General features: G+C 33.1%; 26 protein-coding genes and 2 pseudogenes. 25 read left to right on the plus strand and 3 right to left on the minus strand.

The genetic code is table 11. The annotated features are described in order from the left end of the window. Positions 1-148 precede the first annotated feature (148 nt). The 12 genes from COL05_RS28080 (at position 149) to COL05_RS28135 (ending at position 11100) form a co-directional block, all read left to right on the plus strand. Positions 149-1294 (plus strand): acyl-CoA dehydrogenase, encoded by a 1146-nt coding sequence (locus tag COL05_RS28080; RefSeq protein ID WP_078384161.1) that lies wholly within the window; start codon positions 149-151, stop codon positions 1292-1294. 15 nt (positions 1295-1309) lie between these two features. Beyond that, positions 1310-2647 (plus strand): acetyl-CoA carboxylase biotin carboxylase subunit, encoded by a 1338-nt coding sequence (locus tag COL05_RS28085; protein ID WP_098670967.1) that lies wholly within the window; start codon positions 1310-1312, stop codon positions 2645-2647. Between the two features lie 26 nt (positions 2648-2673). Continuing rightward, positions 2674-2889, plus strand: coding sequence for an acetyl-CoA carboxylase biotin carboxyl carrier protein subunit (locus COL05_RS28090; protein ID WP_098670968.1), 216 nt, complete (start codon positions 2674-2676; stop codon positions 2887-2889). A gap of 21 nt (positions 2890-2910) precedes the next feature. Continuing rightward, positions 2911-3822 (plus strand): hydroxymethylglutaryl-CoA lyase, encoded by a 912-nt coding sequence (mvaB, locus tag COL05_RS28095; RefSeq protein ID WP_098670969.1) that lies wholly within the window; start codon positions 2911-2913, stop codon positions 3820-3822. Between the two features lie 4 nt (positions 3823-3826). Then, positions 3827-4615 (plus strand): enoyl-CoA hydratase, encoded by a 789-nt coding sequence (locus tag COL05_RS28100; RefSeq protein ID WP_098670970.1) that lies wholly within the window; start codon positions 3827-3829, stop codon positions 4613-4615. Between the two features lie 2 nt (positions 4616-4617). Beyond that, positions 4618-6159, plus strand: coding sequence for an acyl-CoA carboxylase subunit beta (locus COL05_RS28105; RefSeq protein WP_098670971.1), 1542 nt, complete (start codon positions 4618-4620; stop codon positions 6157-6159). A gap of 49 nt (positions 6160-6208) precedes the next feature. Next, entirely contained in the window at positions 6209-8149 is a 1941-nt protein-coding gene (locus COL05_RS28110) for an AMP-binding protein (RefSeq protein WP_098670972.1), read from the plus strand. A 179-nt stretch (positions 8150-8328) separates the two neighbouring features. Continuing rightward, positions 8329-8643: an exosporium protein ExsK gene (gene exsK / locus COL05_RS28115; RefSeq protein ID WP_047956951.1), complete on the plus strand. Its 315-nt coding sequence runs from the start codon at positions 8329-8331 to the stop codon at positions 8641-8643. A 113-nt stretch (positions 8644-8756) separates the two neighbouring features. Next, positions 8757-9299: a GNAT family N-acetyltransferase gene (locus COL05_RS28120; protein WP_142337697.1), complete on the plus strand. Its 543-nt coding sequence runs from the start codon at positions 8757-8759 to the stop codon at positions 9297-9299. Positions 9300-9346: 47 nt separating this feature from the next. Further along, on the plus strand, positions 9347-9907 hold the full coding sequence (locus tag COL05_RS28125) for a nucleoside/nucleotide kinase family protein (protein WP_098671004.1): 561 nt from the start codon (positions 9347-9349) through the stop codon (positions 9905-9907). Beyond that, complete coding sequence (locus COL05_RS28130) at positions 9900-10628, plus strand: alpha/beta fold hydrolase (RefSeq protein WP_098670973.1); 729 nt, start codon at positions 9900-9902, stop codon at positions 10626-10628. Before COL05_RS28125 ends, COL05_RS28130 begins: the two co-directional genes overlap by 8 nt. A 13-nt stretch (positions 10629-10641) precedes the next feature. Beyond that, positions 10642-11100 (plus strand): DinB family protein, encoded by a 459-nt coding sequence (locus tag COL05_RS28135; RefSeq protein WP_098670974.1) that lies wholly within the window; start codon positions 10642-10644, stop codon positions 11098-11100. 57 nt (positions 11101-11157) lie between these two features. On the opposite strand, the gene COL05_RS28140 is transcribed toward COL05_RS28135, so the two are convergent. The 3 genes from COL05_RS28140 to COL05_RS28150 all read right to left on the minus strand — a co-directional run bounded on the left by COL05_RS28140 (position 11158) and on the right by COL05_RS28150 (position 14198). Beyond that, positions 11158-12174 carry a D-alanyl-D-alanine carboxypeptidase family protein gene (locus tag COL05_RS28140; protein ID WP_098670975.1) on the minus strand — a complete coding sequence of 339 codons (1017 nt, stop codon included), beginning with the start codon at positions 12172-12174 and terminating at the stop codon, positions 11158-11160. 181 nt (positions 12175-12355) lie between these two features. After that, positions 12356-13513, minus strand: a complete 1158-nt coding sequence (locus COL05_RS28145) for a sensor histidine kinase (RefSeq protein WP_098670976.1) — start codon at positions 13511-13513, stop codon at positions 12356-12358. Then, positions 13503-14198 carry a response regulator transcription factor gene (locus COL05_RS28150; protein ID WP_098670977.1) on the minus strand — a complete coding sequence of 232 codons (696 nt, stop codon included), beginning with the start codon at positions 14196-14198 and terminating at the stop codon, positions 13503-13505. Before COL05_RS28150 ends, COL05_RS28145 begins: the two co-directional genes overlap by 11 nt. Before the next feature lie 191 nt (positions 14199-14389). On the opposite strand from COL05_RS28150, the pseudogene yqeK reads away from it, so the two are divergent. From yqeK to COL05_RS28215, 13 genes and pseudogenes are all read left to right on the plus strand, one after another. Next, positions 14390-14999: pseudogene (gene yqeK / locus COL05_RS28155) on the plus strand (bis(5'-nucleosyl)-tetraphosphatase (symmetrical) YqeK). A 13-nt stretch (positions 15000-15012) separates the two neighbouring features. Continuing rightward, positions 15013-15687: a DUF3885 domain-containing protein gene (locus tag COL05_RS31115; protein WP_142337698.1), complete on the plus strand. Its 675-nt coding sequence runs from the start codon at positions 15013-15015 to the stop codon at positions 15685-15687. Next, positions 15684-16421, plus strand: coding sequence for a phosphorylase family protein (locus COL05_RS28165; protein WP_142337699.1), 738 nt, complete (start codon positions 15684-15686; stop codon positions 16419-16421). Before COL05_RS31115 ends, COL05_RS28165 begins: the two co-directional genes overlap by 4 nt. Positions 16422-16436: 15 nt before the next feature. Continuing rightward, entirely contained in the window at positions 16437-17072 is a 636-nt protein-coding gene (locus COL05_RS28170; RefSeq protein ID WP_098670978.1) for an SDR family oxidoreductase, read from the plus strand. Positions 17073-17174: 102 nt separating this feature from the next. Then, positions 17175-18023 (plus strand): GNAT family N-acetyltransferase, encoded by an 849-nt coding sequence (locus tag COL05_RS28175; RefSeq protein ID WP_098670979.1) that lies wholly within the window; start codon positions 17175-17177, stop codon positions 18021-18023. A gap of 108 nt (positions 18024-18131) precedes the next feature. Then, on the plus strand, positions 18132-18506 hold the full coding sequence (locus COL05_RS28180) for a hypothetical protein (protein WP_070806080.1): 375 nt from the start codon (positions 18132-18134) through the stop codon (positions 18504-18506). Positions 18507-18712: 206 nt separating this feature from the next. Continuing rightward, the gene (locus COL05_RS28185) at positions 18713-21379 is read left to right on the plus strand and encodes a M4 family metallopeptidase (protein WP_098670980.1); all 2667 of its coding nucleotides are present in this window, start codon (positions 18713-18715) and stop codon (positions 21377-21379) included. Between the two features lie 199 nt (positions 21380-21578). Continuing rightward, the gene (locus COL05_RS28190; protein ID WP_098670981.1) at positions 21579-22139 is read left to right on the plus strand and encodes a class I SAM-dependent methyltransferase; all 561 of its coding nucleotides are present in this window, start codon (positions 21579-21581) and stop codon (positions 22137-22139) included. 183 nt (positions 22140-22322) lie between these two features. Continuing rightward, positions 22323-22802 carry an SRPBCC family protein gene (locus COL05_RS28195; protein ID WP_098670982.1) on the plus strand — a complete coding sequence of 160 codons (480 nt, stop codon included), beginning with the start codon at positions 22323-22325 and terminating at the stop codon, positions 22800-22802. A 119-nt stretch (positions 22803-22921) separates the two neighbouring features. Beyond that, positions 22922-23146, plus strand: a pseudogene (locus COL05_RS28200) (ABC transporter); the annotation flags it as partial. Positions 23147-23471: 325 nt separating this feature from the next. Continuing rightward, positions 23472-23825 (plus strand): PadR family transcriptional regulator, encoded by a 354-nt coding sequence (locus COL05_RS28205; protein ID WP_098670983.1) that lies wholly within the window; start codon positions 23472-23474, stop codon positions 23823-23825. Next, a complete protein-coding gene (locus COL05_RS28210; protein WP_142337700.1) occupies positions 23810-24322 on the plus strand; it encodes a DUF1700 domain-containing protein in 513 nt (170 codons plus the stop codon). The genes COL05_RS28205 and COL05_RS28210 overlap by 16 nt, the downstream gene beginning before the upstream one ends. Next, the gene (locus tag COL05_RS28215; RefSeq protein WP_098670984.1) at positions 24322-25773 is read left to right on the plus strand and encodes a serine hydrolase domain-containing protein; all 1452 of its coding nucleotides are present in this window, start codon (positions 24322-24324) and stop codon (positions 25771-25773) included. Before COL05_RS28210 ends, COL05_RS28215 begins: the two co-directional genes overlap by 1 nt. The last annotated feature ends 27 nt before the right edge of the window (positions 25774-25800 follow it).

Raw genomic sequence — 25800 nt, forward strand, 5'->3', positions numbered from 1 at the left:
GCATTAGTACAGAATCTGTTTTAAAATTAGATTATGACAGAATTATAACAATTATCTAACTAATATTCTTGTCTTTTAATCTGTAGTGTTTGTAGTAGAAACTCGCACGCTGTCGAAACTCAATATTCGATAAGGGGTGTGTAGCGGAATGGAATTTACTCTAACTCGCGAAAAACAAATGATTAAAGAAATGGTACGTGACTTTGCTGAAAAGGAAATCGCACCGAAAGCTGTGTATTATGACAAAACTGCGGAATTTCCATATGAAACATTTCAAAAAATGGGCGAACTAGGATTATTAGGCATCCCATTCCCTGAAGAGTATGGAGGTTCAGGTGGCGATACTGTATCGTACGCGTTAGCAGTTGAAGAAATTGGTCGTGCTTGTGGTGGAACAGGATTAAGTTACGCTGCAACAATTTCATTAGGTGCTTCTCCAATTTATTATTTCGGTACAGAAGAACAGAAAAAGAAATATTTAGTTCCAATGGCATCAGGTAAAACGTTAGGTGCTTTCGGATTAACTGAGCCGAATGCTGGATCTGATGCAGGTGGTACACAAACGAAAGCTGTATTAGATGGCGATGAATATGTAATTAGTGGTGAAAAGTGTTGGATTACAAATGCAGAGTATGCAAATACAATTATTGTAACCGCTGTCAACGGTGTTGAAGACAATGGTAGAAAACGCATTTCGGCATTTATTGTACCGACTACTAGTGAAGGATTAACGATCTCAAGTCCTTACGATAAAATGGGTGTCCGTGCTTCTAATACATGTGAAATCGTACTTGATGGTGTACGTGTACCGAAAGAAAATATTCTTGGTGATGTAAATAAAGGATTTAAACAATTCTTATATACACTTGATGGAGGACGTATTTCAATTGCAGCATTAGCTGTTGGTATTGCGCAATCTGCATTTGAACGTGCACTGCAATATGCGAAAGAACGTCAACAATTCGGAAAAGCAATCTCTAATTTCCAAGCGATTCAATTTAAATTAGCTGATATGGCGACTGAAGTAGAGCTAGCTCGTAATTTAGTACATAAAGCAGCTTGGCTAAAAGATAACGATAAACCTTTCGGTAAAGAAGCGGCTATGGCGAAACTTTTCGCATCGGAAGCAGCAAGCCGTATTGCAAATCAAGCAGTACAAATTCACGGTGGATACGGTTATATGCGTGAATATGAAGTGGAACGACATATTCGTGATGCGAAACTATTAGAAATTGGTGAAGGAACTTCTGAAATTCAACGTCTCGTAATTGCTAGACATTTAGGATGTAGATAAAAGGGAGGAATCACTATGTTTCAAAAAATATTAATTGCTAATCGCGGGGAAATCGCAGTTCGTATTATGAAAACTTGTCAAAAACTTGGCATTCGCACTGTTGCTATTTATTCTGAGGCTGATGAAAACGCCCTACATGTAAAAATGGCAAATGAAGCTTACTTAGTAGGTGGGCCGCGTGTCCAAGAAAGCTATTTAAACCTTGAAAAAATTATTGAAATAGCTAAGAAGACAAATGCTGAAGCAATCCATCCGGGATATGGATTATTATCTGAGAATCCGTCTTTTCCGGTTCGCTGTAAAGAAGAAGGAATTGTATTTATCGGACCGTCAGAAGAAATCATTACGAAGATGGGAAGTAAAATTGAATCACGTATTGCAATGCAAGCTGCAGATGTCCCAGTAGTTCCAGGTATTACTACAAATATTGAAACTGCTGAAGAAGCAATTGAAATTGCAAAACAGATTGGTTATCCATTAATGTTGAAGGCATCCGCAGGCGGCGGAGGCATTGGAATGCAGTTGATGGAAACTGAGCAAACGCTCACCAAAGCATTTGAAAGTAACAAAACAAGAGCGCAAAACTTCTTCGGTAACGGAGAAATGTATTTAGAACGCTATATAGCAGATGCACACCATATTGAAATTCAGCTTTTAGCAGATACACATGGTAATACAGTGTATTTATGGGAGCGTGAATGTTCAGTACAACGCCGAAATCAGAAAGTAATTGAAGAAGCACCTTCACCATTTTTAGATGAAGGTACACGAAAAGCGATGGGTGAAGTTGCTGTACAAGCTGCCAAAGCTCTAGGATATACAAATGCTGGTACAGTTGAGTTTCTAGTTGATGATCAGAAAAACTTCTATTTCTTAGAGATGAATACGAGATTACAAGTAGAGCATCCAGTTACAGAAGAAATTACTGGTTTAGATCTTGTAGAACAACAACTTCTAATTGCATATGGTGAGAAATTATCGTTTACACAAGATGATGTAAAACGTAGTGGTCATGCCATTGAGGCACGTATTTATGCAGAAGATCCGAAGACTTTCTTCCCATCACCTGGGAAAATTACAGATTTAACGCTTCCAACAAATGTACGTATTGATCACTTTTTAGAGAATCAAGTAACGATTACACCTTTCTATGATCCAATGATTGCGAAAGTCATTGCTCATGGTGAAACTCGTGAAGAAGCAATTTTGAGATTACATGATGCTTTAGAAGAATTAAAGGTAGAAGGCATTAAAACGAACACGCCAATGTTAATTCAAGTTTTAGAAGATGATGTGTTCAAAAGCGGTATTTATACAACAGGTTTTGTAACAAAACAACTTGTTAAAAAATAAGATTTAACAATATTAAGGGGGAAAAAATGATGACGAAAGTATATGCATCGATGGCAGGAAATGTATGGAAGATTGTTGTAGGAATAGGAGATACAGTAGAGGAAGAGCAGGATGTCGTCATTTTGGAATCTATGAAAATGGAAATTCCAATCGTTTCAGAAGAAGCTGGCACAGTTATGAAAATTAATGTGCAAGAAGGCGATTTTGTAAATGAAGGAGATGTATTACTAGAAATTGAATAGGGAGATATAGGGGGAAGCGAATTGAAACTACCTAATTTTGCTGTCATTAAAGAAGTCGGGCCACGTGATGGCTTACAAAATGAAAAAAAGATTGTTGGCACAAAAGATAAAGTAAGATGGATTCAACTACTTACAGAGGCAGGATTATCGTACGTTGAAGTTTCCTCATTCGTTCACCCTAAATGGGTCCCTGCATTAGCAGATGCAAATGATGTGTTTTCTGAGCTGAAAAGGGATCAAAATGTTACATATGCAGCGCTTGTTCCAAATCAAAATGGTTTGGAACGAGCTTTTTTGCAAAATGTAGATGAGGTGAATGTTTTTTTATCAGCAAGTGAATCTCATAATAAAAGTAATATTAATAAATCAATTAAAGAAGCATTAGTTGTAATTGAAGATATAACAAAACAGGCATTATTCGAAGGGAAAAAGGTAAGGGGCTATGTTTCTACAGTATTTGGATGTCCTTATGAAGGTGATATAAGCGTCTTAGCAGTTGACGAATTATGTAATCAACTATTTTCATATGGCATTTATGAAGTCTCTCTTGGTGACACGATCGGTGTAGCGAATCCGTTACAAGTAGAGCAAGTATTAGAACATTTATTAAAGAAATATGATGCTTCGCAGTTTGCAATGCACTTCCATAATACGTATGGAATGGCCCTGGCGAATGTAGTTAAGTCATTGGAATATGGTATTACTACATTTGATAGTTCTTGTGGTGGTCTTGGTGGATGTCCATATGCACCAGGAGCATCAGGCAATGTTGCAACTGATGACTTAGTTCATATGCTCCATAAGTTAGGGGTCCAAACGAACATTGATGAAGAGAAGTTATTGAGAGCGAGTCAATTTATTCAAAGTAAATTAAATATCCAATTACCGAGTCATGTGTATAGAGCGCTTCAACATAAAACGATAAGTAGGTGAGAAGATGCTACAATTACAAAACATTTCAGTTGATTATGTAACACCTCACGTTGTAAAGATTTCATTATATCGTGAAAGACAAGCAAACTCATTATCTTTAGCGTTATTAGAAGAGTTACAAAACATATTAACTCAAATAAATGAAGAGTCAAATACTCGTGTAGTTATACTAACAGGCGCTGGTGAAAAAGCATTTTGTGCCGGAGCGGATTTAAAAGAACGTGCTGGCATGAATGAAGAAGAAGTTCGTCATGCTGTTAGTATGATTCGTTCCACTATGGAAATGGTTGAACAATTACCACAGCCAGTTATTGCTGCTATAAATGGAATCGCACTTGGTGGTGGTACGGAATTAAGTTTAGCTTGTGATTTTAGAATTGCTTCTGACACTGCAAGTCTTGGTCTTACTGAAACGACTCTTGCAATTATACCAGGAGCAGGCGGTACGCAGCGTTTACCAAGATTAATCGGTGTTGGTAGAGCGAAAGAATTAATTTATACAGGCAGACGCATTTCGGCGCAAGAAGCGAAAGAATATGGCCTAGTAGAATTCGTTGTACCGGCTCATTTACTTGAAGAGAAAGCAATTGAAATGGCAGAGAGAATTGCTAGTAATGGTCCAATTGCTGTTCGATTAGCAAAAGAAGCAATTTCAAACGGTATTCAAGTTGATTTACATACCGGATTACAAATGGAAAAACAAGCGTATGAAGGTGTAATCCATACGAAAGATAGATTAGAAGGATTACAAGCATTCAAGGAAAAACGCACACCAATGTATAAGGGGGAGTAAATATGTTAGACCAAAAACAACAATCGAATACATTTGAAGAACGAGTTGAAACGATTAAACAAGGTGGCGCACCAAAGTATCATGAACAAAACAAAGCAAAAGGAAAACTATTTGTTCGAAATCGATTAGCTCTTTTATTTGATAATGGTGAATATGTAGAAGATGCATTATTTGCAAATTGTGAACAAACAGGATTACCTGCTGATGGTGTTGTAACAGCAACAGGTAAAATACATGGTCGTACGGCATGCGTAATGGCAAATGATTCAACAGTAAAGGCTGGATCATGGGGCGCACGTACAGTTGAAAAGATTTTACGTATTCAAGAAACGGCAGAAAAATTACGTGTTCCATTATTTTATTTAGTTGACTCTGCTGGAGCGCGTATTACTGATCAAGTTGAAATGTTCCCAGGGCGCCGCGGTGCAGGAAGAATCTTCTATAATCAAGTGAAATTATCAGGTAAAGTTCCTCAAGTATGTTTATTATTTGGACCTTCGGCCGCTGGTGGCGCATATATTCCAGCCTTTTGTGACGTTGTAATGATGGTAGAAGGAAATGCATCTATGTATTTAGGATCTCCTCGTATGGCTGAGATGGTTATCGGTGAGAAGGTAACTTTAGAAGAGATGGGCGGAGCTCGTATGCATTGCTCTGTATCAGGATGCGGAGATGTTTTATGTAAGACAGAAGAAGATGCGATTACACAAGCAAGACAATACATTTCATATTTTCCAAATAACTACTTAGAAAAGACTCCATTGGTTACACCTCTAGAACCGAAACAATTCGATAAAACGTTAGAAGAAATCATTCCAGAAAATCAAAATGCTCCTTTCAATATGAAAGATCTCATTAATAGAGTTATTGATGAAGGTTCTTTCTATGAAGTGAAAAAATTATTTGCTCAAGAACTAATAACAGGTTTAGCACGTATTGATGGTAAGCCAGTTGGTATTATTGCAAATCAACCGCGAATGAAAGGCGGCGTATTATTCCACGATTCAGCTGATAAAGCAGCGAAGTTTATTAATTTATGCGATGCATATCATATTCCGTTATTGTTCCTTGCAGATGTACCTGGATTTATGATTGGTACAAAAGTAGAACGTGCTGGTATTATTCGTCACGGTGCAAAAATGATTTCCGCAATGAGTGAAGCAACTGTACCGAAAATTTCTATCGTTGTTCGTAAAGCATATGGTGCTGGTTTATATGCGATGGCAGGTCCAGCCTTTGAGCCAGATTGCTGCCTAGCATTACCAACAGCTTCTATTGCGGTAATGGGTCCAGAAGCCGCGGTCAATGCTGTATATGCAAATAAGATTGCAGCTTTACCAGAAGAAGAGCGTGATAGCTTTATTGCTGAAAAACGCGAAGAGTATAAGAAGGATATTGATATTTACCATTTAGCATCAGAGATGGTCATTGATGGTATTGTTCATCCAAACAATTTAAGAGAAGAGTTAAAAGGACGATTCGAAATGTATATGAGTAAATATCAAGTATTTACGGATCGTAAACATCCGGTTTATCCAGTTTAAAAGCCCTATTTAGGGCTTTCTTGCTCAAAAAGTCAAGGAGGGGAAAACATTGAAACAAGCAGTTTGGTTTCCAACAGAAGAGTATAAAGAAAAAACGCGTTTGTATGGTTGGATGAAATCATTGGGCTATGAAGATTATGAAACGTTTTATAATAAATCTATTGAAGAAACAGCTTGGTTTTGGGGAGAAGCTGAAAAAGCGGTTGGCTATCAATGGATGAAACCTTATACAGAAGTGCTAGATTTAGAAAATGGAACGCCGTTTGCACAGTGGTATAATGGCGGAACATGTAACGTTGTAGAATCAGTTTTATCACGCTGGCTTGCAGATGATGAAACAAGAACACAACCAGCACTTCAGTATGAGGGGGAAAATGGAACTTCAAAATCATTTACATATGAAGAACTTGACAGCTGGGTAAGTCGTGTTGCAAACGGTTTGAAACATGCGGGTATTGAAAAAGGTGACCGTGTAACAATTTATATGCCGATGATTCCAGAAACAGTTGTTGCAATGCTAGCTGTTATGAAAATCGGAGCAATTATTTCACCAATATTCTCAGGTTTTGCGTCTGATGCAGTCATGACACGTGTGCAAGCGGCAGGATCTAAAATGATTATTACTGCAGATGGTTTTTCACGCCGAGGTAAAGTTGTTTCATTAAAAGACGAAGTAGATAAAGCTTGTGAGCATTGTCCAACTGTTGAAAAAGTTGTTATCGTGCGTCATGCAGGAAATGATTTTACACCGCATAATTATGATTTCTCATGGAGTACGTTAGAAAAAGAAAAGCCATTTGTACATGCTGAAGAAATGCATAGTGATGATCCATTAATGCTCATTTATACATCAGGTACAACTGGAAAACCGAAAGGGACAGTACATACTCATGCTGGATTTCCCTTAAAAGCAGCTTTTGATGCGGGGTTCGGAATGAATATTAAACAAGGTGACCGCGTATTATGGGTAACTGATATGGGATGGATGATGGGACCATTTTTACTATTCGGTTCTCTTATTAATGGGGCAACAATGGTTATGTACGAAGGCGTTCCGGATTTCCCAGAAGCAGATCGTTTATGGGAGACAGTTGATAAATATGAAATTACACATCTTGGTATATCACCAACATTAATTCGTGCGTTAATGGCAAAAGGTGATGAGTATGTAAATAAACATTCGCTTAAGAGTTTAGAAGTATTCGCCTCAACAGGCGAGCCTTGGAATCCAGATCCTTGGATGTGGCTATTTGAAACGGTTGGAAAAAGTAATGTACCAATTTGTAACTATTCAGGCGGGACTGAAATTTCTGGTGGAATTTTCGGAAACGTCCTTATTAAACCAATTGCACCGATTAGCTTTAACGCTTCTTTACCAGGAATGGCAGCGGTTGTGCTCGATGATCAGGGCAATCAGATTCGTGATGAAGTTGGAGAATTATGTTTAGAGAAACCTTGGGTTGGTATGACGAAAAGTTTCTGGGAAGACGATGAGCGTTATGTGAACACATATTGGTCACGTTTTGAAAATAAATGGGTTCATGGTGACTGGGTGGTTTATGATGGTGAACAATATATTATTACAGGACGCTCAGATGATACGCTAAACATTGCCGGAAAACGCATTGGACCTGCTGAATATGAATCTATTCTTGTGAAGCATAATGATGTCATAGAAGCTGCTGCGATTGGTGTACCAGATGATGTAAAAGGTGAAGTTTGTCATTGTTTTGTAGTATTAAGAGACAATGTAACATTCTCAGGAGAATTAAAGAAAGAATTAATGAGTTTAGTAAACTCTCATATTGGAAAAGCATTATGTCCAAAAGATATTCACGTTGTAGAAGATTTACCGAAAACACGTAATTCTAAAGTAATGCGACGCGTCATTAAAGCCGCTTATTTAGGAAAGGAATTAGGCGATTTATCGTCACTTGTGAATCCTGAGGTAGTTCCGTTTATTCAGGGGTTGCAGTCTAGTAAATTATAAAATTAAAGCATGTATAATGTGAACTGACCTCTAATTGTTAGAGGTCAGTTTTTATGTATACAGGATAGTTTAGTACATGTGTTTGTTTTTTCTTTTCTTTTCTTTTCTATGTTTTTGCCTCGTACACTTTGAAGCTAGTGGACATACTATATTAATAGAAATGACTAGGGGGTGAGATTTTGGGATCTCGTTATAGTAATTCTAGAAAAAAGTGTTCATGTAAACAGGATGATTGTTGGGATGTTTTTGAAGAGTGTAAAAAAGAACATGAAGAGCAAAATAAGGCATGTGACTGTTGCTGTGTACAAGGAATTAGAGATGAGCTGAGAAAGTTAGTAAACAGATCAGTGCGTATTACAACAGGAACTAATAATTATGCAGGAACTGTTTCTTCCGTCACTTGTGATGTTGTAAAGCTTGCTAATAGTGCTGGGGTAGTTACAGTAATTATTTCAGTTTGTAAAATTGAAGCGATTGAGCCATTGTTGACATAGGGAAAAGAGTAATTTCGCTTTTTTGTAAAGCCATTCTTAAGAATGGCTTTATTTTAATTTCATATAAAGGAGAATATATTATTTATATAGAAATAGGTTTGGGGCTATAAAGTATGATGTATGAAAGGAGCATAAAAGTGATTAAACTAGAAACTTTTAACAAGTCTGATTTCAAACAATTAATGGATTGGATTGACTCTGAAGAGTTTTTAATACAATGGTCAGGAAATGCATTTACATATCCTCTAAATGAACAACAATTAGAAAATTATATAGAAAGCTCAAATACACTTGCATTTAAAGTAATAGATGAAGAGTCTAAGAAAGTAGTTGGTCATATTTCACTTGGGCAAATAGACAATATTAATAAGTCTGCAAGGATTGGAAAAGTGCTAGTTGGTGATACGAAAATGAGAGGACGTTCTATAGGGAAACATATGATGAAGGCAATACTACAAGTTGCATTTAAAGAATTAAAACTACATAGAGTAACTCTTGGTGTTTATGATTTTAATACGTCGGCCATCTCATGTTATGAAAAAATAGGATTTATAAAAGAAGGTTTATTACGAGAGTCAAAAAAAGTAAGAGAAATGTATTGGAATTTATGGGAAATGAGTATGTTAGAATATGAATGGGGCGATAAAGAATTATAGTTATCTGTAATTATATTATGTTAATTAAAAGGGGTATAGTGGGGATTATGAATAAGAAAACGAAAATCATTACAATTGCAGCTGTTTCAGGAGGAGGTAAAACTACTGTCACAGAAAAATTAACTCAAAAGCTAACAAATTCAAAAGCACTATATTTTGATAGCTATCACTTTGAAAATTGTCCTACTGATATTTGTAAATGGATTGATGATGGAGCAAATTATGATGAATGGGTACTTACGCCATTAATTCATGATATTCAGCATCTTATACGAGAGGCTAATGTAGATTATATTATTGTAGATTATCCTTTTGCATACTTAAATAGTGAAATGCGAGAATATATTGATGCAACTATATTTATTGATACGCCTTTAGATATTGCGATGGCTAGAAGAATCTTGCGAGATTTTAAAGAAGATACAATAGATGAAATACATAATGATTTGAAACATTACATGACATTTGCGAGAAAAGCATATTTAGAGGCAATTCATACTGTTAAGCCGAATTCGGATATTGTATTGGATGGCTCTTTATCTGTAAGTGAAATAATTAATCATGCTGTAGAGGAACTTGGTCTGAGAGAAGTGATTATCAATGATTAAATGCATAGAGGAATATGTACAAGTTGACAATTTTAAAATGTATACGAAAAAATTCCAAGGAAAAAAGCTGCAGCCAGTTATTATAATGGAGGCAGGTTATGGCGATTATTCAAAGACATGGGATCATATTGCTGAAGAGTTGACGGAATATGGAACGGTACTTACATATGATCGAGCGGGATTAGGGAAAAGTGGGAAGAGTTCCAAGAGACGTATTAGTTCTGAAATGATAAAAGATTTAAGGTGTTGCTTAGCGCAATTACAATTGAAACCACCTTATATTTTTGTAGGACATTCTTTTGGCGGTATAAATGCACGTTTATTTGCGACTTTTTATCCCGAAGATATGTTGGGAATCGTTTTGGTGGATTCGACACCAGAAAATTATAAAGAAGATTTTTTGCCAATCATGTCTCCAAAATTTCAAGAAGCTTACTATAAACAATTTGTATATGAAAGTTCATATGAAGAGTTGACATTTAGTTTAAGTGAAGTAGATAGATATTGTAAATCAATGAATGATATTCCACTTGTCGTGTTAGCTGCGGGTAAAAAAGCTTTTTATACGCCAGATGCACAAATGAAATGGTTACAATTACAAGAAGAATTATTACGATTATCAAGCAATAATAAATTTGTAATTGCAGAACGAAGTGGTCACTATATTCAAAAAGACGAGCCTCAATATATAACAGATGCTGTTAAATGGATTATTGGGTAGGGGAGAGAGAAATATGCAGACTATATTTCAATACAATTGGCAAGTAAGAGATGATTGGTTTAAGTGGTGTGAACAACTTTCAGAGGAAGAATTGCTTCGCAAGTGTGTAGGTGGTGTAGGAAGTATTTTAGAAACATTATTCCATATTGTCGATGTTGAATATAGCTGGATTAGTGCACTTCAAGGAAAAGAAGATAATGAACCGCAGTTTCAAGATTATCATTCAATCCAAAAAGTAAAAGCGTTATCTGATTTATATAAACGAGAATTAGAAGATTTTTTGCAGTTGTGGTCATCTAGCCTAGAATGTAAAATATTAAAAGCTTCGTGGACAGATAAAACATATACATACGGTGAAGTGTTAAGACATGTAATTGTACATGAAATTCATCACATTGGTCAGCTATCTATATGGGCGAGAGAACTAAATCTTCAGCCTGTTTCAGCGAATTTAATTGGAAGAGGACTATAGTTAAAAAAACGGCTTGTACTGTAAATGCAAGCCGTTTTATATATATAAGAAGATTTCCTAATTGAAATCCTCGGATTTTTTCTGACGTATATGTAAAAACATTAAAATTGTAATAATGAAGAAAATCAATAATGTTTGTATGATTAAATTTTTAAACTGAAGCAAAACTGTCCAAGATGTAACAGCATCTTTAAAAGCTTGGAGTGCAGAATAAGAGGATGGATCAAAACCGTACTGTAGTAGCTTTTTTGTTTCAATAAAGGTACTGTTTTCTTCATTTGAGTCTAATATTACAGAAATAAGTCTAGTATCTCCTCGTTTTGCTGTACTAACAAAACTATAATTACCATTAGTTAAAAAAATAGTTTGTAAGCCGTCAACACCTTGGAGTTTAATGTTTTTATCAAGGGAATAAATCATTTTATTTGTGTTGAAAACTTTTGAGTCTTTGAAGGTAAATTGGTAAGAGGTTAGTTTTGTAATATTCAATACATCTGGAAAATCTGTTACTAATTGTGTAGCTAATTTAGCTACATCTATCGCTGTTGTAGTTGATTGTTTATTTGTATCGTTATGTATTCCAGTAGCATTTAGAAACGGGGATGGTTGTAATAACTTTAGTTGTTTTGCTTTCTCATTCATTAAAAGTGTAAAGTTATCTTCGTTTCCAGCAATGTGTTCTGCAAGGGCAAGTGTGGAACAATTATTCCCTGTCAAAAACAATGCATGAAGTAAATCACGAACTGTCGTTTTATCTTTCGAAGTTACTTGTATAGGACTCGTTTCTGCTCTGAAGACTTCGTTACTTATTTTTACTAATTCATCTAACTGTATGTTTCCTTCATTCAGTTGTTCCATTGCGATATACTCTGTCATTAATTTAGATAAAGTAGCAGACTGTATAGGAATTTCTTCATTTTTTTTATAAACAACTTCACCTGAATTAGCATCTATTAAAATAGCTGATTTAGCTTGAATAATTGGACCATTTACATAAAGGTAAAAATATAAAACGATAAGTGCTGTAATAACGAAAGATAAGAATAAAATTGTGAATTTTTTCAAGAATTGCATAAGCGATCCTCCTATTATGACATCGATAATAATATTGTAAAAAGGAATGCTTAATTAGGAAGAAAGAAAAGGTAAAGAATTTCTAAAGAATTATAAAGGATTATTAAAATTTGGTTTTTAATGGAAAACAAAAAGTCCGATTTCTTATATGATAAGAAATTGGACCTGAAATTAAATTGTATTAACATTTATACGGTTGTAGTTTTACAGTGAAAGTTGTTTTTGTATCATCACTATATACTTCAATTGTTCCTTTATGCAACTCTACAATACTTTTTGCGATTGCTAATCCGAGTCCAGAACCACCAGTGTTCGTAGAGCGAGATTTCTCAACGCGATAAAAACGTTCAAAAATATGAGGTAAATCTGTACTAGGAATAGGTTGTCCGTAATTTGTTATATCTATAGTAATCATATTATCGTTTTCATAGGCAGCAAGGTCGATATATCCACCGTCGTTACCGTAAGCGATAGCATTAATAATTAGATTTTCAAATACGCGAACTAATTTGTCTCCATCAGCTAATACCATGAGTTTTTGAGATGGGAAAGAAGGGCGACATTCTATATTCGCTTCTTGAAATTGTATTCGAAATTGAACAGTTAATTGTCCAAGAAGTTCTACAATATCAATGGGGACAGAATATAAACTTAACTCTTTATTTTGAACACGTGTATATTCAAACAAGTCATTCATTAATGCATTAAGACGGGTTACTTTATCGTAAATGACTTGTATATAATGGCGTAATTCCACTTCATCTCTATAATTATCATGGTGGATTAAATTTACGTATCCAACTATAGAAGTAAGAGGAGTACGTAAATCATGCGATACATTTGTAATTAGCTCACTTTTTGCTTGTTCTGCCTGTCTTTCTTCATCAATCGAGACTTTCAATTGTTCAACAATGTGATTAACTCCGCTTGCTAACTCTTCTAAATGATTATGGTTTACGATAGAAACTTTATGATTGAAGTTTCCATTTGCAATATAACGAATTTCCTCTATCATTTTTTTAATACAAGCTTCATAGTAAAGCTTTCTTTCATGACGGTAAAAAATGTATAGGTAAGATGAGAAAATCGAAAATAAAAATAAATAAGAGACGATCATCATCCAAAGAGATTCCTTTATTCCTTTATATTTTTCATAACCAAAAATTCTAATGAATTCTTTGCCAAGTTCACTTAATGTAAGTGAACTTTCAATTACACTTGTAACGAGGCGATATATAATTAATTCAGTAATAGGGGTAAGTGTGATAGCTAACATGAACCAAAAAATTAACTTCCATTTTGGGATATCTTTTAATATATCAAATGCTTCATTTCTCAATTTTATAGCCTACTCCCCAAACAGTATGAATAAACTTCTCTCCATTCATTCCTGTTTCAAGTTTATCCCGTAAATTACTAATGTGAACCATTACAGTTTTATTTGAACCATAACCATCTTCATTCCAAACGCGTTCAAAAATTTCTTCGGAACTAAATACTCTTCCCGTATTACTCGCAAGTAAATATAAAATATCAAATTCAATAGATGTAAGTTTAATGTATTCTCTATTGACTTTAACAGTATGATTATGTTTGTGTATTTCAGCAGAACGAATACGGATAATACCATCTTCATTTTTGGAGGAAGTGGCATTTTGGAAAGATGATCTTCGTAGTAAAGCTTTCACTCTAGCTACTAATTCTAATGGATTGAATGGTTTAATCATATAATCATCTGCACCAGTCATAAGACCTAATATTTTATCCATATCTTCTGCTTTTGCACTCAACATAAGAATAGGTACAGTATTATTCTCACGAACCTCTTGGCAAACTTCTAATCCGTTTCGTTTTGGCATCATAATATCCAAAATCATAAGGTCCACTTCATATGTAGAAATCATTTGCAATGCTTCATCACCATCGTATGCTTTATAAATGTTATAGCCTTCATTTCGCAAATAAACAGCAAGTAATTCAACAATTTCTTTATCATCATCAATAATTAATATATTTTTATTCATTATGTAGTTCCTTTCCTTACAAATCATTAACATTACTATAATATCAAACATTTATGTATTTTGTAGCAATGATTCCACATAAAATTTCATGTAACGTATAAAAAAGGGATTAAAACATTCTTAACGAATACAAATAAAAAGGATATTTAAATACAACGTTATACTGAAAATTAGGAAGAAGGGGACATACGATGTTATATAAGGATATATATTCATTTACTGCCACTGGAAAAATTGAAAATGATATAAAAGCTTTTCTATTAAAATACAATAAAGAAGTTACATATAAACATTCAATTCGAGTGGCAAATGAAGCTCGAAAAATTGCGGTTAAGTATCATGTAAATGAAGAAAAGGCAACAATTGCAGGATATTTACATGATATTAGTGCAATCTTTCCGAATGAAGATCGGATTGTAGTTGCTGAGCAATTTGGAATAGGGATATTAGAAGAAGAACGGAAATTTCCAATGATTATTCATCAAAAACTTTCGAGAGTAATCGCAAAAGAGATATTTAAAGTGGATGATGAAGAAATTTTGAATGCAATTTGCTGCCATACTACACTACGTAAACATGCAACGAAAATGGATTTAGTGTTATTTGTTGCTGATAAAATAGAATGAGATCAAAATGGAGCGCCACCATATTTAGCAGAAGTAAAAAAAAGGATTAGAAAAATCTTTAGAACATGCTGCTTTTGCATATATTTCATATTTGTGGGATAGAAAAGATAAGTTGAAAGTTTTACATCCTTGGCTAGAAGAATCATATTGGCAGTTAAAAGAGATTGTAGAGTAGAAAGGTTGTAAGAATGCACTTAAAAGAATATATGAATCAAACATTTCCTGGGGTTACATTAGTACCACATATATACTTTCAATGGGAAAATCATTTGCATTTTCATTTTGGGAAAGGGAAAGACCTATATGTAGAAAGAACCAACGCTATAAATAGGGAATACTTCACTCAACTTTATACATATAATAAATACTTATTTGAAGATATATTTTCAAAAGAAGATGAAGTCTTTTTAGTAACAAATGTTTATCGATTTAAAAAGGAAAATGTGAAAAATCTGCAGAAAATTAATCTATATAGACGTTTTATTCATAATAGAGAATTAAAGTATCATATAAGGCAAGAAACAATACCTTTTTTATTTGAAGAAGAAGAAGCTGACTTGTATTGTACTTATCAAGTTTCACTAAAATGTTTTGCTTGCGATATAAAGTATATGCCGCTTATTCAAGCTGCGAATCATGAAGATTTTCCGGGGCTTTATCCTCGTTTTGGACGGAAAAAAGAAATTTTTTATCCAGATGTATTTCTTATTAATGTAACGAAAGATATTATCATGTTTATTTATGATGATAGAGGATGTGAAGTAATTGCGAAGAATAAAGAAACAATACGAAATTTATATGAGAAATATAAAGAGTGGATTCCAGATTATGAACGAGAAAGTATAGATAATTTATTTAAATGACAGTGGGGGAAGTGAAGCTTGTAATGAAACGTATTGCAATCGTAGCCGCATGGGAACCTGAACTTAATTATTTGCAACAGTATTATCCAAGTGAACGCATTGAAAAAAGAGCAGCTTGGGAATTTCATTTTCATACTATAAATGATCTGGAAATTATTTCAGTTATAACTGGTGTTGGTAAGGTAAGCTGTGCTAGTTGTGTACAATTATTAATTAGCGAGTTTCAGCCTGATGAGTTGTTTATGACAGGGATATGCGGAAGCTTATCAAATAAGGTGAAAAACGGACATATTGTAGTAGCCCTTAATGCAATACAACACGACGTTACTGCTGCTGGTTCGGGGGAAGATGTTTTTAATTTATATAATGGTAGAACAGCACCTATTGAAACAACAAAGTCACTTGTAAGAAGAATAAAAAAGGTACGATCTTATGATCCGATTCATTATGGCACATTTTTATCTGGAGATCAACGTATCCGTAGTTCAGAAATGAGATATTTACTTCATACTGTATATGGAGCATTAGCGGTTGATCAAGAAGTGGCAGCTTTTGCTTATGTGTGTCAAATCAATAACAAGCCTTTTCTCAGTTTAAAAGCTGCATCAGATCAAGCGAATGATAAAACGAAAGAGGAACAAAAAATCTTTAAAATGTTAGCGTGTGAACGAGCGTGTGAGCATTTAATTGCTTTTTTACGTGTATATGAGATTAATGTAGTAAATAATAGATAGTAAGAGGGGTTAATATTGGAAAGTACAAATAAAATAGCTATTTTGGGTGCAAACGGAAAAGCCGGGAAATTCCTTGTAAAAGAAGCGCTAGATAAGGGGTATCAAGTAAAAATATTAACAAGAAATGCTAATAATATCAAAATAACAAATGGAAATTTAGAGATTATTAATGGAGATGCACGTGATTTTGCTTCAATACGCAAATTACTTAAAGGGTGTCGAGCTGTAATTAATGCAGTAGGTCAACCAAAAAATGAATCTTATATTTTTAGCACAGTAACGAAGCATATTTTAGAAGCAATGAAGGAGTTTGAAATAAAAAGATATATTGTAATTTCCGGAGGTTCTTTAAATGTTACAGGAGATCAAAAGGGAATTGTAAATAAAATAGGGGCTACCTTATTTAAAGTTTTTTTATCAAAAATGATGCAAGATAAATATAAAGAATTACAAATTATCCAAAGTAGTGAAGTCGATTGGACAATTGTTAGATTACCATTTGTTATAGAAGGGAAGGGCATTGGAAATATAAATGAGAGTTTAGTTGATATGCCAGGAATCAAAATACAAAATGGTGATATTGCACCATTTGTTATAAAACAAATTAATAGTGACAGATATGTAGGGAAGTGCCCGTTTATTTCAAATTAAATGGTAGAATTAAAAATTAAAGAATGATGGGTAGAGTGGAACTAGTACATTTTATGTATTTGAATGTTAAGTTTAACACGAGTAATTGGGGGATAATTTTATATGATTCAATACAAAAGATGCAGTGAAGTAAGTATAGATTTAGTATATGAAGCTTTTAGAGATGGCTTTTCAGATTACATTATTAAAATGGAAGTTTCAAAAGAAGATTTTATAAAAAGATTTTTTGGAGCTGAAGGGAATTCACTAAAACATTCCTTTGTTGCTTTAGACGGTAACAAATCTGTTGGTGTAATACTTGGCGGGATAAAGGATTACGAAAACATAAAAACAATGCGCTGTGGAACATTAGCTGTTCATCCTAATTACCGTGGTATGGGTGTGAGTCAAAAGTTATTTGAACTGCATAAAGAAGAGGCGCTTCAAAATGAGTGTAAGCAGCTTTTTCTTGAAGTCATTGTAGGCAATGACCGAGCAATTCATTTTTATACGAAATTAGGCTATGAAAAAGTGTATGATCTATCTTATTATCATTTAAAAGATTTGACTAAAATAATAACTAAAGACTGTAACGGAATTGAAGTAAAACAATTAGAATTTCCAGCTTTCAAAGTTGCAATTCAGAAATGGTTACACTTCCATATAAATTGGCAAAATGATATGGATTATATCGAAAAAACAAATAATACATTTTACGGGACATATGTCAATAATGATTTAAAGGGTTCTATATGTGTAAATGAGCAAGGTAAAATTAGTTTTCTTTTTGTAGACAAAGACTATAGAAATCAAGGTATTGGATCAAGATTATTACAAGTGGCAAGAGAAAACTTAAATGTATCAAGTTTATCAATTGGGTTTCCAAACAACAATTTACTAGAAGGATTTTTAAAGAAAACTGGTTTTGAAAAGAATTCGTTAGCACAATATGAAATGTATGTATTGCTGTAAAAAGTGGAAGGAGTTATTCTTTCGCTTTTTATTTTTGTACTATATTGATATTTTACTTTGTATAATATTCTATTTTTTTGTAGAATAGATAGGATGGGAGGGGATGAAATGAATAATGGATTAAAAGTTAAGATTTTTGAATTGCATTGTTTCGTTCAAAAGACTTATTCTGATATTAAAATAGCATGTGATATAGCTATTTATCAAGAAAACACTTCTAAATATTTAATTTCATTAGGATTTCTAAATAAATCATATATGACTTATTTAGAAGCAAAAAGATTTTATCGTGAAAATGAAGAACTCATAAGTGTAGAATTTGATAATTTCTTTCATACATATGATAAATTAGAACAGGAATTAAAACTAGTTATTTCAACTGAAGATAAAAATCCTTTATTACTACATAGTAGTTTTGATCAGTTTCAGCAGAAAGTTGAAAATATAAATGACCTAATAAAAGTAATGCAAAATGCTCGTTAAAGAATGTTTTTTCTTTTTATATAGAAATTATGCATTGAAAATATATTAGGGATATTACATATTGAACGGATGACTTTTGTTGGTTACAGAAGTCATCTTTTTATAATACAGTATTGCGTAATGTGTTGTACTTTTTATTTTTCTATTTTTGATAGGAATACATTTAAACAGTTTCATATTTTAAGAAATTATACGAGGAAAATAACATGAATAATAAAAAAGAAATAGCTATAGTTGCATTAACAACAGGATTAGCTTTAACAACTGTAACACCATATGAAGTGGGTTATGCAGAGGAAAAAGATCAAATGCAAGTTGAAATTCAAGAGGATTCGTTCCGTACAGGTGAACTTACACAACCATCACAAAAGGCGCCTGAGAACGTAGTGAAAGATGCACTTAAGGAAAAGACGGAGCATGCTTTGTCTTCAAAACAAGTGAGTGGAGACGAAGGGGTAGACTACGAAGTTATTCAAAAACGTGGTTCTTATGATGGGACTACACTTGTGCGTATGCAACAAGTATATGAAGGTAAAGAAGTATACGGATACCAATTGACTGCTCATGTAGATAAAAAGGGTATTATTAAAAGTGTTTCAGGAGAAAGTGCACAAAATTTAACTCAAGAAAATGTAAAGAATGTAAAAAATTTATCAAAAGAAGAAGCAAAGCAATATATTTATACGAAGTACGGAAACGATGTTAAATTTATTTCTGAACCAGAAGTTAAGGAAGTTATTTTTGTTAATGAAAATAATGGGCAGGCTAGCAATGCATATCAAGTTACATTTGCTGCTGCAACACCAAATTATGTATCTGGAACTTATTTAGTGGATGCTCATAATGGTGATATGTTGAAAAATATGGTGCAAGAGTCAGATTTAAAAGTAAGTGAAGAGCATGTTGAAGCTATTCAGGAGAGTAAAAAAAGCAATTTTAAATCATTAACCGGAACTGGAAAAGATGATTTAGGTATAACTCGTACATTTGGTATTTCTGAACAAAGTAACGGGAAATATGCGCTTGCTGATTACACAAGGGGGCAAGGAATTGAGACGTACGATGTAAATTATAGGGATATTACTTTTGAAGATAAATATTATCCTGGTATATTAGCAACTAGCACATCAACAACATTTAATGATCCAAAAGCGGTAAGTGCTCATTTCTTAGCAACAAACGTATATGATTTTTATAAAGACAAATATAAGCGTAATAGTTTTGATAATAAAGGGAAAAAAGTAGTTTCAGTTGTACATGCATGGGATTCTGGAGAAACAAATGATCCTAAAAATTGGGCAAATGCATTTAGTGCTAATATTAACAATGTTAGTATGCTTATATATGGTGATCCAATGGTTAGAGCGTTTGACATAGCGGGGCATGAATTTACACATGCGGTTACATCTAGTGAATCTAATCTTGAATTTTTTGGAGAATCAGGAGCAATTAATGAGGCATTATCTGATATTATGGGAACGGCTATTGAGAAATATATAAATAATGGGGAATTTAATTGGACAATAGGAGAACAAAGCGGATCGGTTCTCCGTAATATGAAAAATCCACCTTCAGTCAAATTTTTTGATGGAGTACCGTATCCAGATGATTATAGCAAATACAGTGATTTAAACGGAGAAGATAATGAGGGCGTCCATTTCAACTCAAGTATTATTAATAAAGTCGCGTATTTAATTGCACAAGGTGGAACTCATAACGATGTAACTGTAAATGGCATTGGTGAAGATAAAATGTTTGATATTTTCTATTATGCAAATACTGATGAATTGAACATGACATCTAATTTCACTGAATTAAGATTAGCGTGTCTTAAAGTTGCAACGAACAAATATGGTGCGAATTCAATTGAGGTTGAAGCGGTTCAAAAAGCATTTGATGCAGCGAAAATTAAAGGAACGGTGAAAGAAAACGAAAAAACTGAGGCAAACCAATTCCCAGAGTTAACAGTACCGTCAACAATTACACTACGTGTCGGTGATAAATTTGATCCAATGAGCAATATAAAAGCTATTGATAAAGAAGATGGTGATTTAACAAATCGAGTAGAACATAAAGGTGATGTAGATACTTCTAAACCTGGAAAATACATTGTGGAATACTCTGTCGTTGATTCTCAAGGAGGGAATGCAACGGCAACACAGACTGTAATTGTGGAGGGAAATGGAAAAATATTAGATCTTAATCCTACATTAACAGTGCCTGCTGTAGCGACAATTAGTATAGGAGATTCATTTAATCCAACGGTAGGTGTATCAGCTACTGATAAAGAAGACGGCGATCTTACTTCTAAAGTAAAAGTTGATGGTAAAGTAGATACAACTAAATCCGGTACTTACGTTTTAACGTACACAGTTACAAATTCTAAAGGCCATAAAGGAACTGCGAAACAAACTGTAACGGTCAAAGTTAGAGAAGAAATTGAAAATGAATTACCAATACTAAAAGTACCTGCTACAACTACAATTACTGAAGGAGATCAATTCAATCCAATGCTAGGTGTATCAGCTACTGATAAAGAAGACGGCAATCTTACTTCTAAAGTAGCATATGAAGGTATTGGAGATACTACTAAAGCTGGTACTTTTGAAATAATATATAGTGTTACAGATTCTGTAGGTAATAAGGTGCATACAATAAAAAAAATATTGGTAAAAGATAAAGGTACTAGTAAAGCAAATGGACTTGCTAATAACAGCAATATCTCGGACAACAGTAATTCTAACAAAAAAGAATCTACATATAAAGAGCTTCCAAATACGGGTGCCAGTACAACTAGCAGTGCCGCAATGGGCATATGTATGGTTTTAGTAGGTATAGTACTTACTCTAGTTCTCAAATTTAGAAAGATATAAAAATAATAGTACAGCTTATTCGTTTGAAGAATAGAGTATAAAAATAATTTTGTATCGTGAACTGTTAGTGTATTAGGGGATTTTTATTGCTTGAGTTTGATATTGTCCTTCACTCGTTGTTTCTTAATTTATTGTAGAAGGTACGTTAAAAGTAAACATAGAATATATTAATAATTAATATGTTTACGAGGTGAAGGTGATGGCAATAAAACAAGACGAGATTAAAGTAGTAGTCGGAGCAGGGGTGTTTAATAATAATCCAGGGTGGATACAAACGCAAGAAGATGAACTTAATTTACTAGATAAAGCTACGTGGGAAGAAAGATTTGAATACAATTCTATTTCAGCTATTTTAGTTGAGCATGTATGGGAACATCTTACGTTTGAAGAAGGTGTAAGGGCAGCAGAGATTTGTTATGAATTTTTAAAGCCAGCAGGGCACATTCGGTGCGGTGTTCCTGATGCGTTTTTCCGGGACGAAGCGTACCAAAATATAGTTCAGATAGGTGGACCAGGACCGAAAGATCATCCAGCAGCAAGTCATAAAATTGTTCATAATTATAAAACCTTAACAAAAATGTTTGAAACTGCTGGGTTTGAGGTAGTTTTACTTGAATATTGTGATGAAAATGGTCAGTTTTATTATAATGAATGGGATGCAAACGACGGTGTTATTTTCCGTTCGAAAAGGTATGATTCTAGAAATAAAGGCGATAAACTTGGTTTTCCATCGTTAATTGTTGATGCGATTAAACGATAAGTCATTCAATAAAAGCAAGAGTTAATACTATAATTTCATGAGTCGCAATTGCGGCTTTTTTTATTGGTATGTAATATGGAAGAGGCTATTTATAATAATTAATACGTCATTAAAGATTTATTTTATATATAAAATCGGTTAAAATAAGGTGAGAACATACATTCTGTGTAGGGGGTAATTAATATGATAGCTGAAATTGAAAAAGTAACTGATGGGTATATTGTAAAATTTGAACGCCAATTTCCATATACAATTGAGGAAGTTTGGTCTGTTTTAACGGAAAACAGTAAGCTTAAAAGATGGATGTCTAATTTACAGATTGAATGCCTTAAAACAGGTGGAATAATCAAGTTTGATATGATGGACGGTTCTTTTATAAATATTGATATTTTAGAGTGTCAAGTAAACGCTGTGCTTGAATTTACTTGGGATAAAGATCGTGTCCGATTTGAAATACATAAAGAAGAAAATGGTTCTATTTTACTTCTTAAAGAATTCATTCATGAGTTAACAGATCATACTCCGAAAGATATAGCGGGTTGGCATATTTGTTTAGATCTTTTTTCCTCCGTACTAGAAGGGAAAGAAAAAGAATTTTCTAAAGATGAATGGCAACAGTGGTTTGAAAAATATAAGGATAAGGTTCTTGAATTGAGAGGATAATCAAGTAAGATATTATATTTATCGTGTAATTATTATATTGTAAAAATCATTTTTATGAAAAATAAAAGAAAGTAAATCAATTGGGATTCTAATAACATTAACAAATTAGATACAGTGATTCCATTCCATGTGTAACTTGTAATGCAACTGATATTAATGACGAAGGACTAAAAGAAGTTGTTGAGGGCGTGGATGTACAAACATGGTTAACTGGAAAAGTTAATGATGTTGTGGATGAAAGCTTATTAACAGAAGCGGTTGCGCAAATACCAATTTTCAATCGTATTCGCGAATTGGATAAACGAGATATGATGGCGGTTTATGAATGTCTTGAGAGTAATTAGTAAAATTTTATTAATTTATGTGTTATTAACATAACTTTATATTCTTTATAATGTTCATAATAAGGTAGTATGAGTATTACAAAGTAATGAAAGAAGATCCAATTTCTTAATGTGAAAATTAAGAAATATAATATGGAGAGATGGAAAATAAAAGGGATGAAAAGTTGATATATTATGTAATTATTATAGTATAAAAGTGATTATCAAGGATGAAAACAGTTCATAAGTGATGTCTTATTTAATATCTTTATTATTTTGTCTGATTTTTTAAATTTAGCAGAAACATATACTTGAATGAAGTATATGTTTCTGTTAAATTTATCCTATGGATAGAACAAGTTTAATTAAAGGTCATTTAGAAATGTGTGTATTATCTATTTTGTCGAAAAAGAAAAGTTATGGTTATGAGATTATGAAAGAACTTGAAGTAAACAATTTAAAATTGAAAGGAGTAGGAAGTATTTACCCCATTTTAACTAAGTTGAAAAATCAAGATTGGGTTAATACTTATCAAGTAGTAACAGACAGTGGTAAAGTTAGGATTTATTATGAAATTAATGAAAACGGGAAAATACGTCTTGAGAATAAAATTAATGAGTGGTTAGAATTGCAATCGGATATTCAAACATTATTAAAAAGCGGTTTGAAAGGAGACCTTCTGAAATGGGGAATAGATTGATAGGTAAAGAAAAGCAATTTTTAATAGACGTACTTAAGGAATTAAAGCAATACGACATTAGTTTAGAAGAAAGGGAAAATATTAAGCGACAAATATTAGAACATATTCAAGAATGTCGTGAACATGGTGAAGATAGTATAGAGGATTTAGGTACACCTCAATTATTTGTTCAAGATTATTTAGAAATAAATGAGATTGATTTACAAGTTAAAAGGAAGCAATTGAAAAATGAAAAGGGGAAATTAAACAAATCTATCTTAAACGGCATATTCATCGCAGTTATTACTTACCTCATCTCGCAAACTACATTTACAATATTTTTAACTAGATCATTTAATCCAACTAATAGTAAAAATACATTTCAGTATAATCTTTTATATCGTATTTCAGAAAATCAATGGTGGAATTCATTATTAATAATGATTAGTTTTATGCTCTCTTTATTAGTATTTATTAGTTTAGTAAGTTATAAAAAAAGAAAGCTGTCTAAAGCATAATGAAGAATACGATCTATAAAATGTCTCTAATTTATATTCTTTGTAATGTATTAATGTTATGTATTACAGATTCAAAAGTTTATGCTCAGCAAAATATTAAAATTGCATTAGATAAGTATATTGAAAAGTTTATAAAGGAGCGGAACATTCCAGGAGCTTCTGTTGCAATTGTACATAATAAAGATGTATTTTTCACAAAAACGATAGGAATTACTGGAGAATCTGAAAAAAAGGTAACTAGTAAAACCCCATTTGCAATCGGCTCAATAAGTAAATCTTTAACAGCTTTAGCTATAGTGAATTTAATAGAAGATGAAAAAATAAAATTAGAGAATCCAGTTCAACGGTATCTTCCTTGGTTTCAACTAAAAGATTCTCAAATATCCTCAACTATAACAATCCAACATCTACTAACTCATACAAGCGGAATCAGTACATATGAAGGCTTAGCATTATCAGATAAGCAGTCCGAAAATTCTACAGCACTAAAAGAAAATGTAATGAAACTTTCAAATGTAAAATTAACTGCTCCACCAGGTGAAAAATATCAATATAGTAATGCGAATTATATAATACTTGGTGCGCTTATTGAGGCCGTTACAAATGAAACATATTCATCATACATGGAAAAGTATATTTTTCAGCCATTAAATATGAATGGCGCGGCAGCAAGTAAAGAAACTGCATATGAAAAAGGTTATTTAACAGGTTATCAGTCTTGGTTTGGCATTCCAAGAAAAAGTGTAGTGTCCTATGATAATGCCGGGGCACCGTATGGCTATATTACTGCAAATTTAGAAGATATGATTCAATATATTATGTTTTTGAATCGGTCTGAGCATGCTCAATTTTTAAAACAAGAAAACATGGATCTTTATCTTTCACCACTTTATAAAATAAATTCAGAAAAAAGTCATGGTTTTGGGTTAAGAACAACAAATATAAATGAAAACGAAATGATGATTTGGCATTCAGGATCGACGCCCGATGCTCGTGCAGAAATATTTATTTTAAATAAAAGTGGCTGGGGTGGTGTGATTTTAACAAATAAAAATCATGTTTTAGAAGAACCAGCACTATCGGTATTGAAAAATGGGATTATTAGTATTTTGAATGGGGAAGAACCGGTTGATATCCCTAAAAACATACCATTAACACAAATTATTTTGTTGATAGTTACACTTATACTTTTCATAATATCATTTATGTTAATTAAAAAGTATAAACATATGAACACTGTAAAAAAGGTAATTTGGTTATCCATAGGGAGTCTATCCCTACTATTATCTATTACGTTCATCCCAATTCTTACTTATGGTACAAAATCACCATGGCATACGATTAAAATGTTTGCGCCAGACGTAGCTTTATTTGCAAGTATTATTATCACTTTATTAGCTGTGAACGGGCTAATTTCAATCTTTATAGCCTTAAGAAGGAAAAAGGTATAAATGATGATAAAGAAAAAAGGCATATAC

The organism is Bacillus sp. AFS059628, from assembly GCF_002571225.1.
Lineage (GTDB): Bacteria > Bacillota > Bacilli > Bacillales > Bacillaceae_G > Bacillus_A.

Coding starts and splice junctions, on each gene's coding strand:
- COL05_RS28080 (WP_078384161.1), top strand. CDS start 149: ATGGAATTTACTCTAACTCGCGAAAAACAAATGATTAAAGAAATGGTA.
- COL05_RS28085 (WP_098670967.1), top strand. CDS start 1,310: ATGTTTCAAAAAATATTAATTGCTAATCGCGGGGAAATCGCAGTTCGT.
- COL05_RS28090 (WP_098670968.1), top strand. CDS start 2,674: ATGATGACGAAAGTATATGCATCGATGGCAGGAAATGTATGGAAGATT.
- COL05_RS28100 (WP_098670970.1), top strand. CDS start 3,827: ATGCTACAATTACAAAACATTTCAGTTGATTATGTAACACCTCACGTT.
- COL05_RS28105 (WP_098670971.1), top strand. CDS start 4,618: ATGTTAGACCAAAAACAACAATCGAATACATTTGAAGAACGAGTTGAA.
- COL05_RS28120 (WP_142337697.1), top strand. CDS start 8,757: ATGATGTATGAAAGGAGCATAAAAGTGATTAAACTAGAAACTTTTAAC.
- COL05_RS28125 (WP_098671004.1), top strand. CDS start 9,347: ATGAATAAGAAAACGAAAATCATTACAATTGCAGCTGTTTCAGGAGGA.
- COL05_RS28130 (WP_098670973.1), top strand. CDS start 9,900: ATGATTAAATGCATAGAGGAATATGTACAAGTTGACAATTTTAAAATG.
- COL05_RS28135 (WP_098670974.1), top strand. CDS start 10,642: ATGCAGACTATATTTCAATACAATTGGCAAGTAAGAGATGATTGGTTT.
- COL05_RS28140 (WP_098670975.1), bottom strand. CDS start 12,174: ATGCAATTCTTGAAAAAATTCACAATTTTATTCTTATCTTTCGTTATT.
- COL05_RS28150 (WP_098670977.1), bottom strand. CDS start 14,198: ATGAATAAAAATATATTAATTATTGATGATGATAAAGAAATTGTTGAA.
- COL05_RS31115 (WP_142337698.1), top strand. CDS start 15,013: ATGCACTTAAAAGAATATATGAATCAAACATTTCCTGGGGTTACATTA.
- COL05_RS28165 (WP_142337699.1), top strand. CDS start 15,684: ATGACAGTGGGGGAAGTGAAGCTTGTAATGAAACGTATTGCAATCGTA.
- COL05_RS28175 (WP_098670979.1), top strand. CDS start 17,175: ATGATTCAATACAAAAGATGCAGTGAAGTAAGTATAGATTTAGTATAT.
- COL05_RS28180 (WP_070806080.1), top strand. CDS start 18,132: ATGAATAATGGATTAAAAGTTAAGATTTTTGAATTGCATTGTTTCGTT.
- COL05_RS28185 (WP_098670980.1), top strand. CDS start 18,713: ATGAATAATAAAAAAGAAATAGCTATAGTTGCATTAACAACAGGATTA.
- COL05_RS28190 (WP_098670981.1), top strand. CDS start 21,579: ATGGCAATAAAACAAGACGAGATTAAAGTAGTAGTCGGAGCAGGGGTG.
- COL05_RS28195 (WP_098670982.1), top strand. CDS start 22,323: ATGATAGCTGAAATTGAAAAAGTAACTGATGGGTATATTGTAAAATTT.
- COL05_RS28205 (WP_098670983.1), top strand. CDS start 23,472: ATGGATAGAACAAGTTTAATTAAAGGTCATTTAGAAATGTGTGTATTA.
- COL05_RS28210 (WP_142337700.1), top strand. CDS start 23,810: ATGGGGAATAGATTGATAGGTAAAGAAAAGCAATTTTTAATAGACGTA.
- COL05_RS28215 (WP_098670984.1), top strand. CDS start 24,322: ATGAAGAATACGATCTATAAAATGTCTCTAATTTATATTCTTTGTAAT.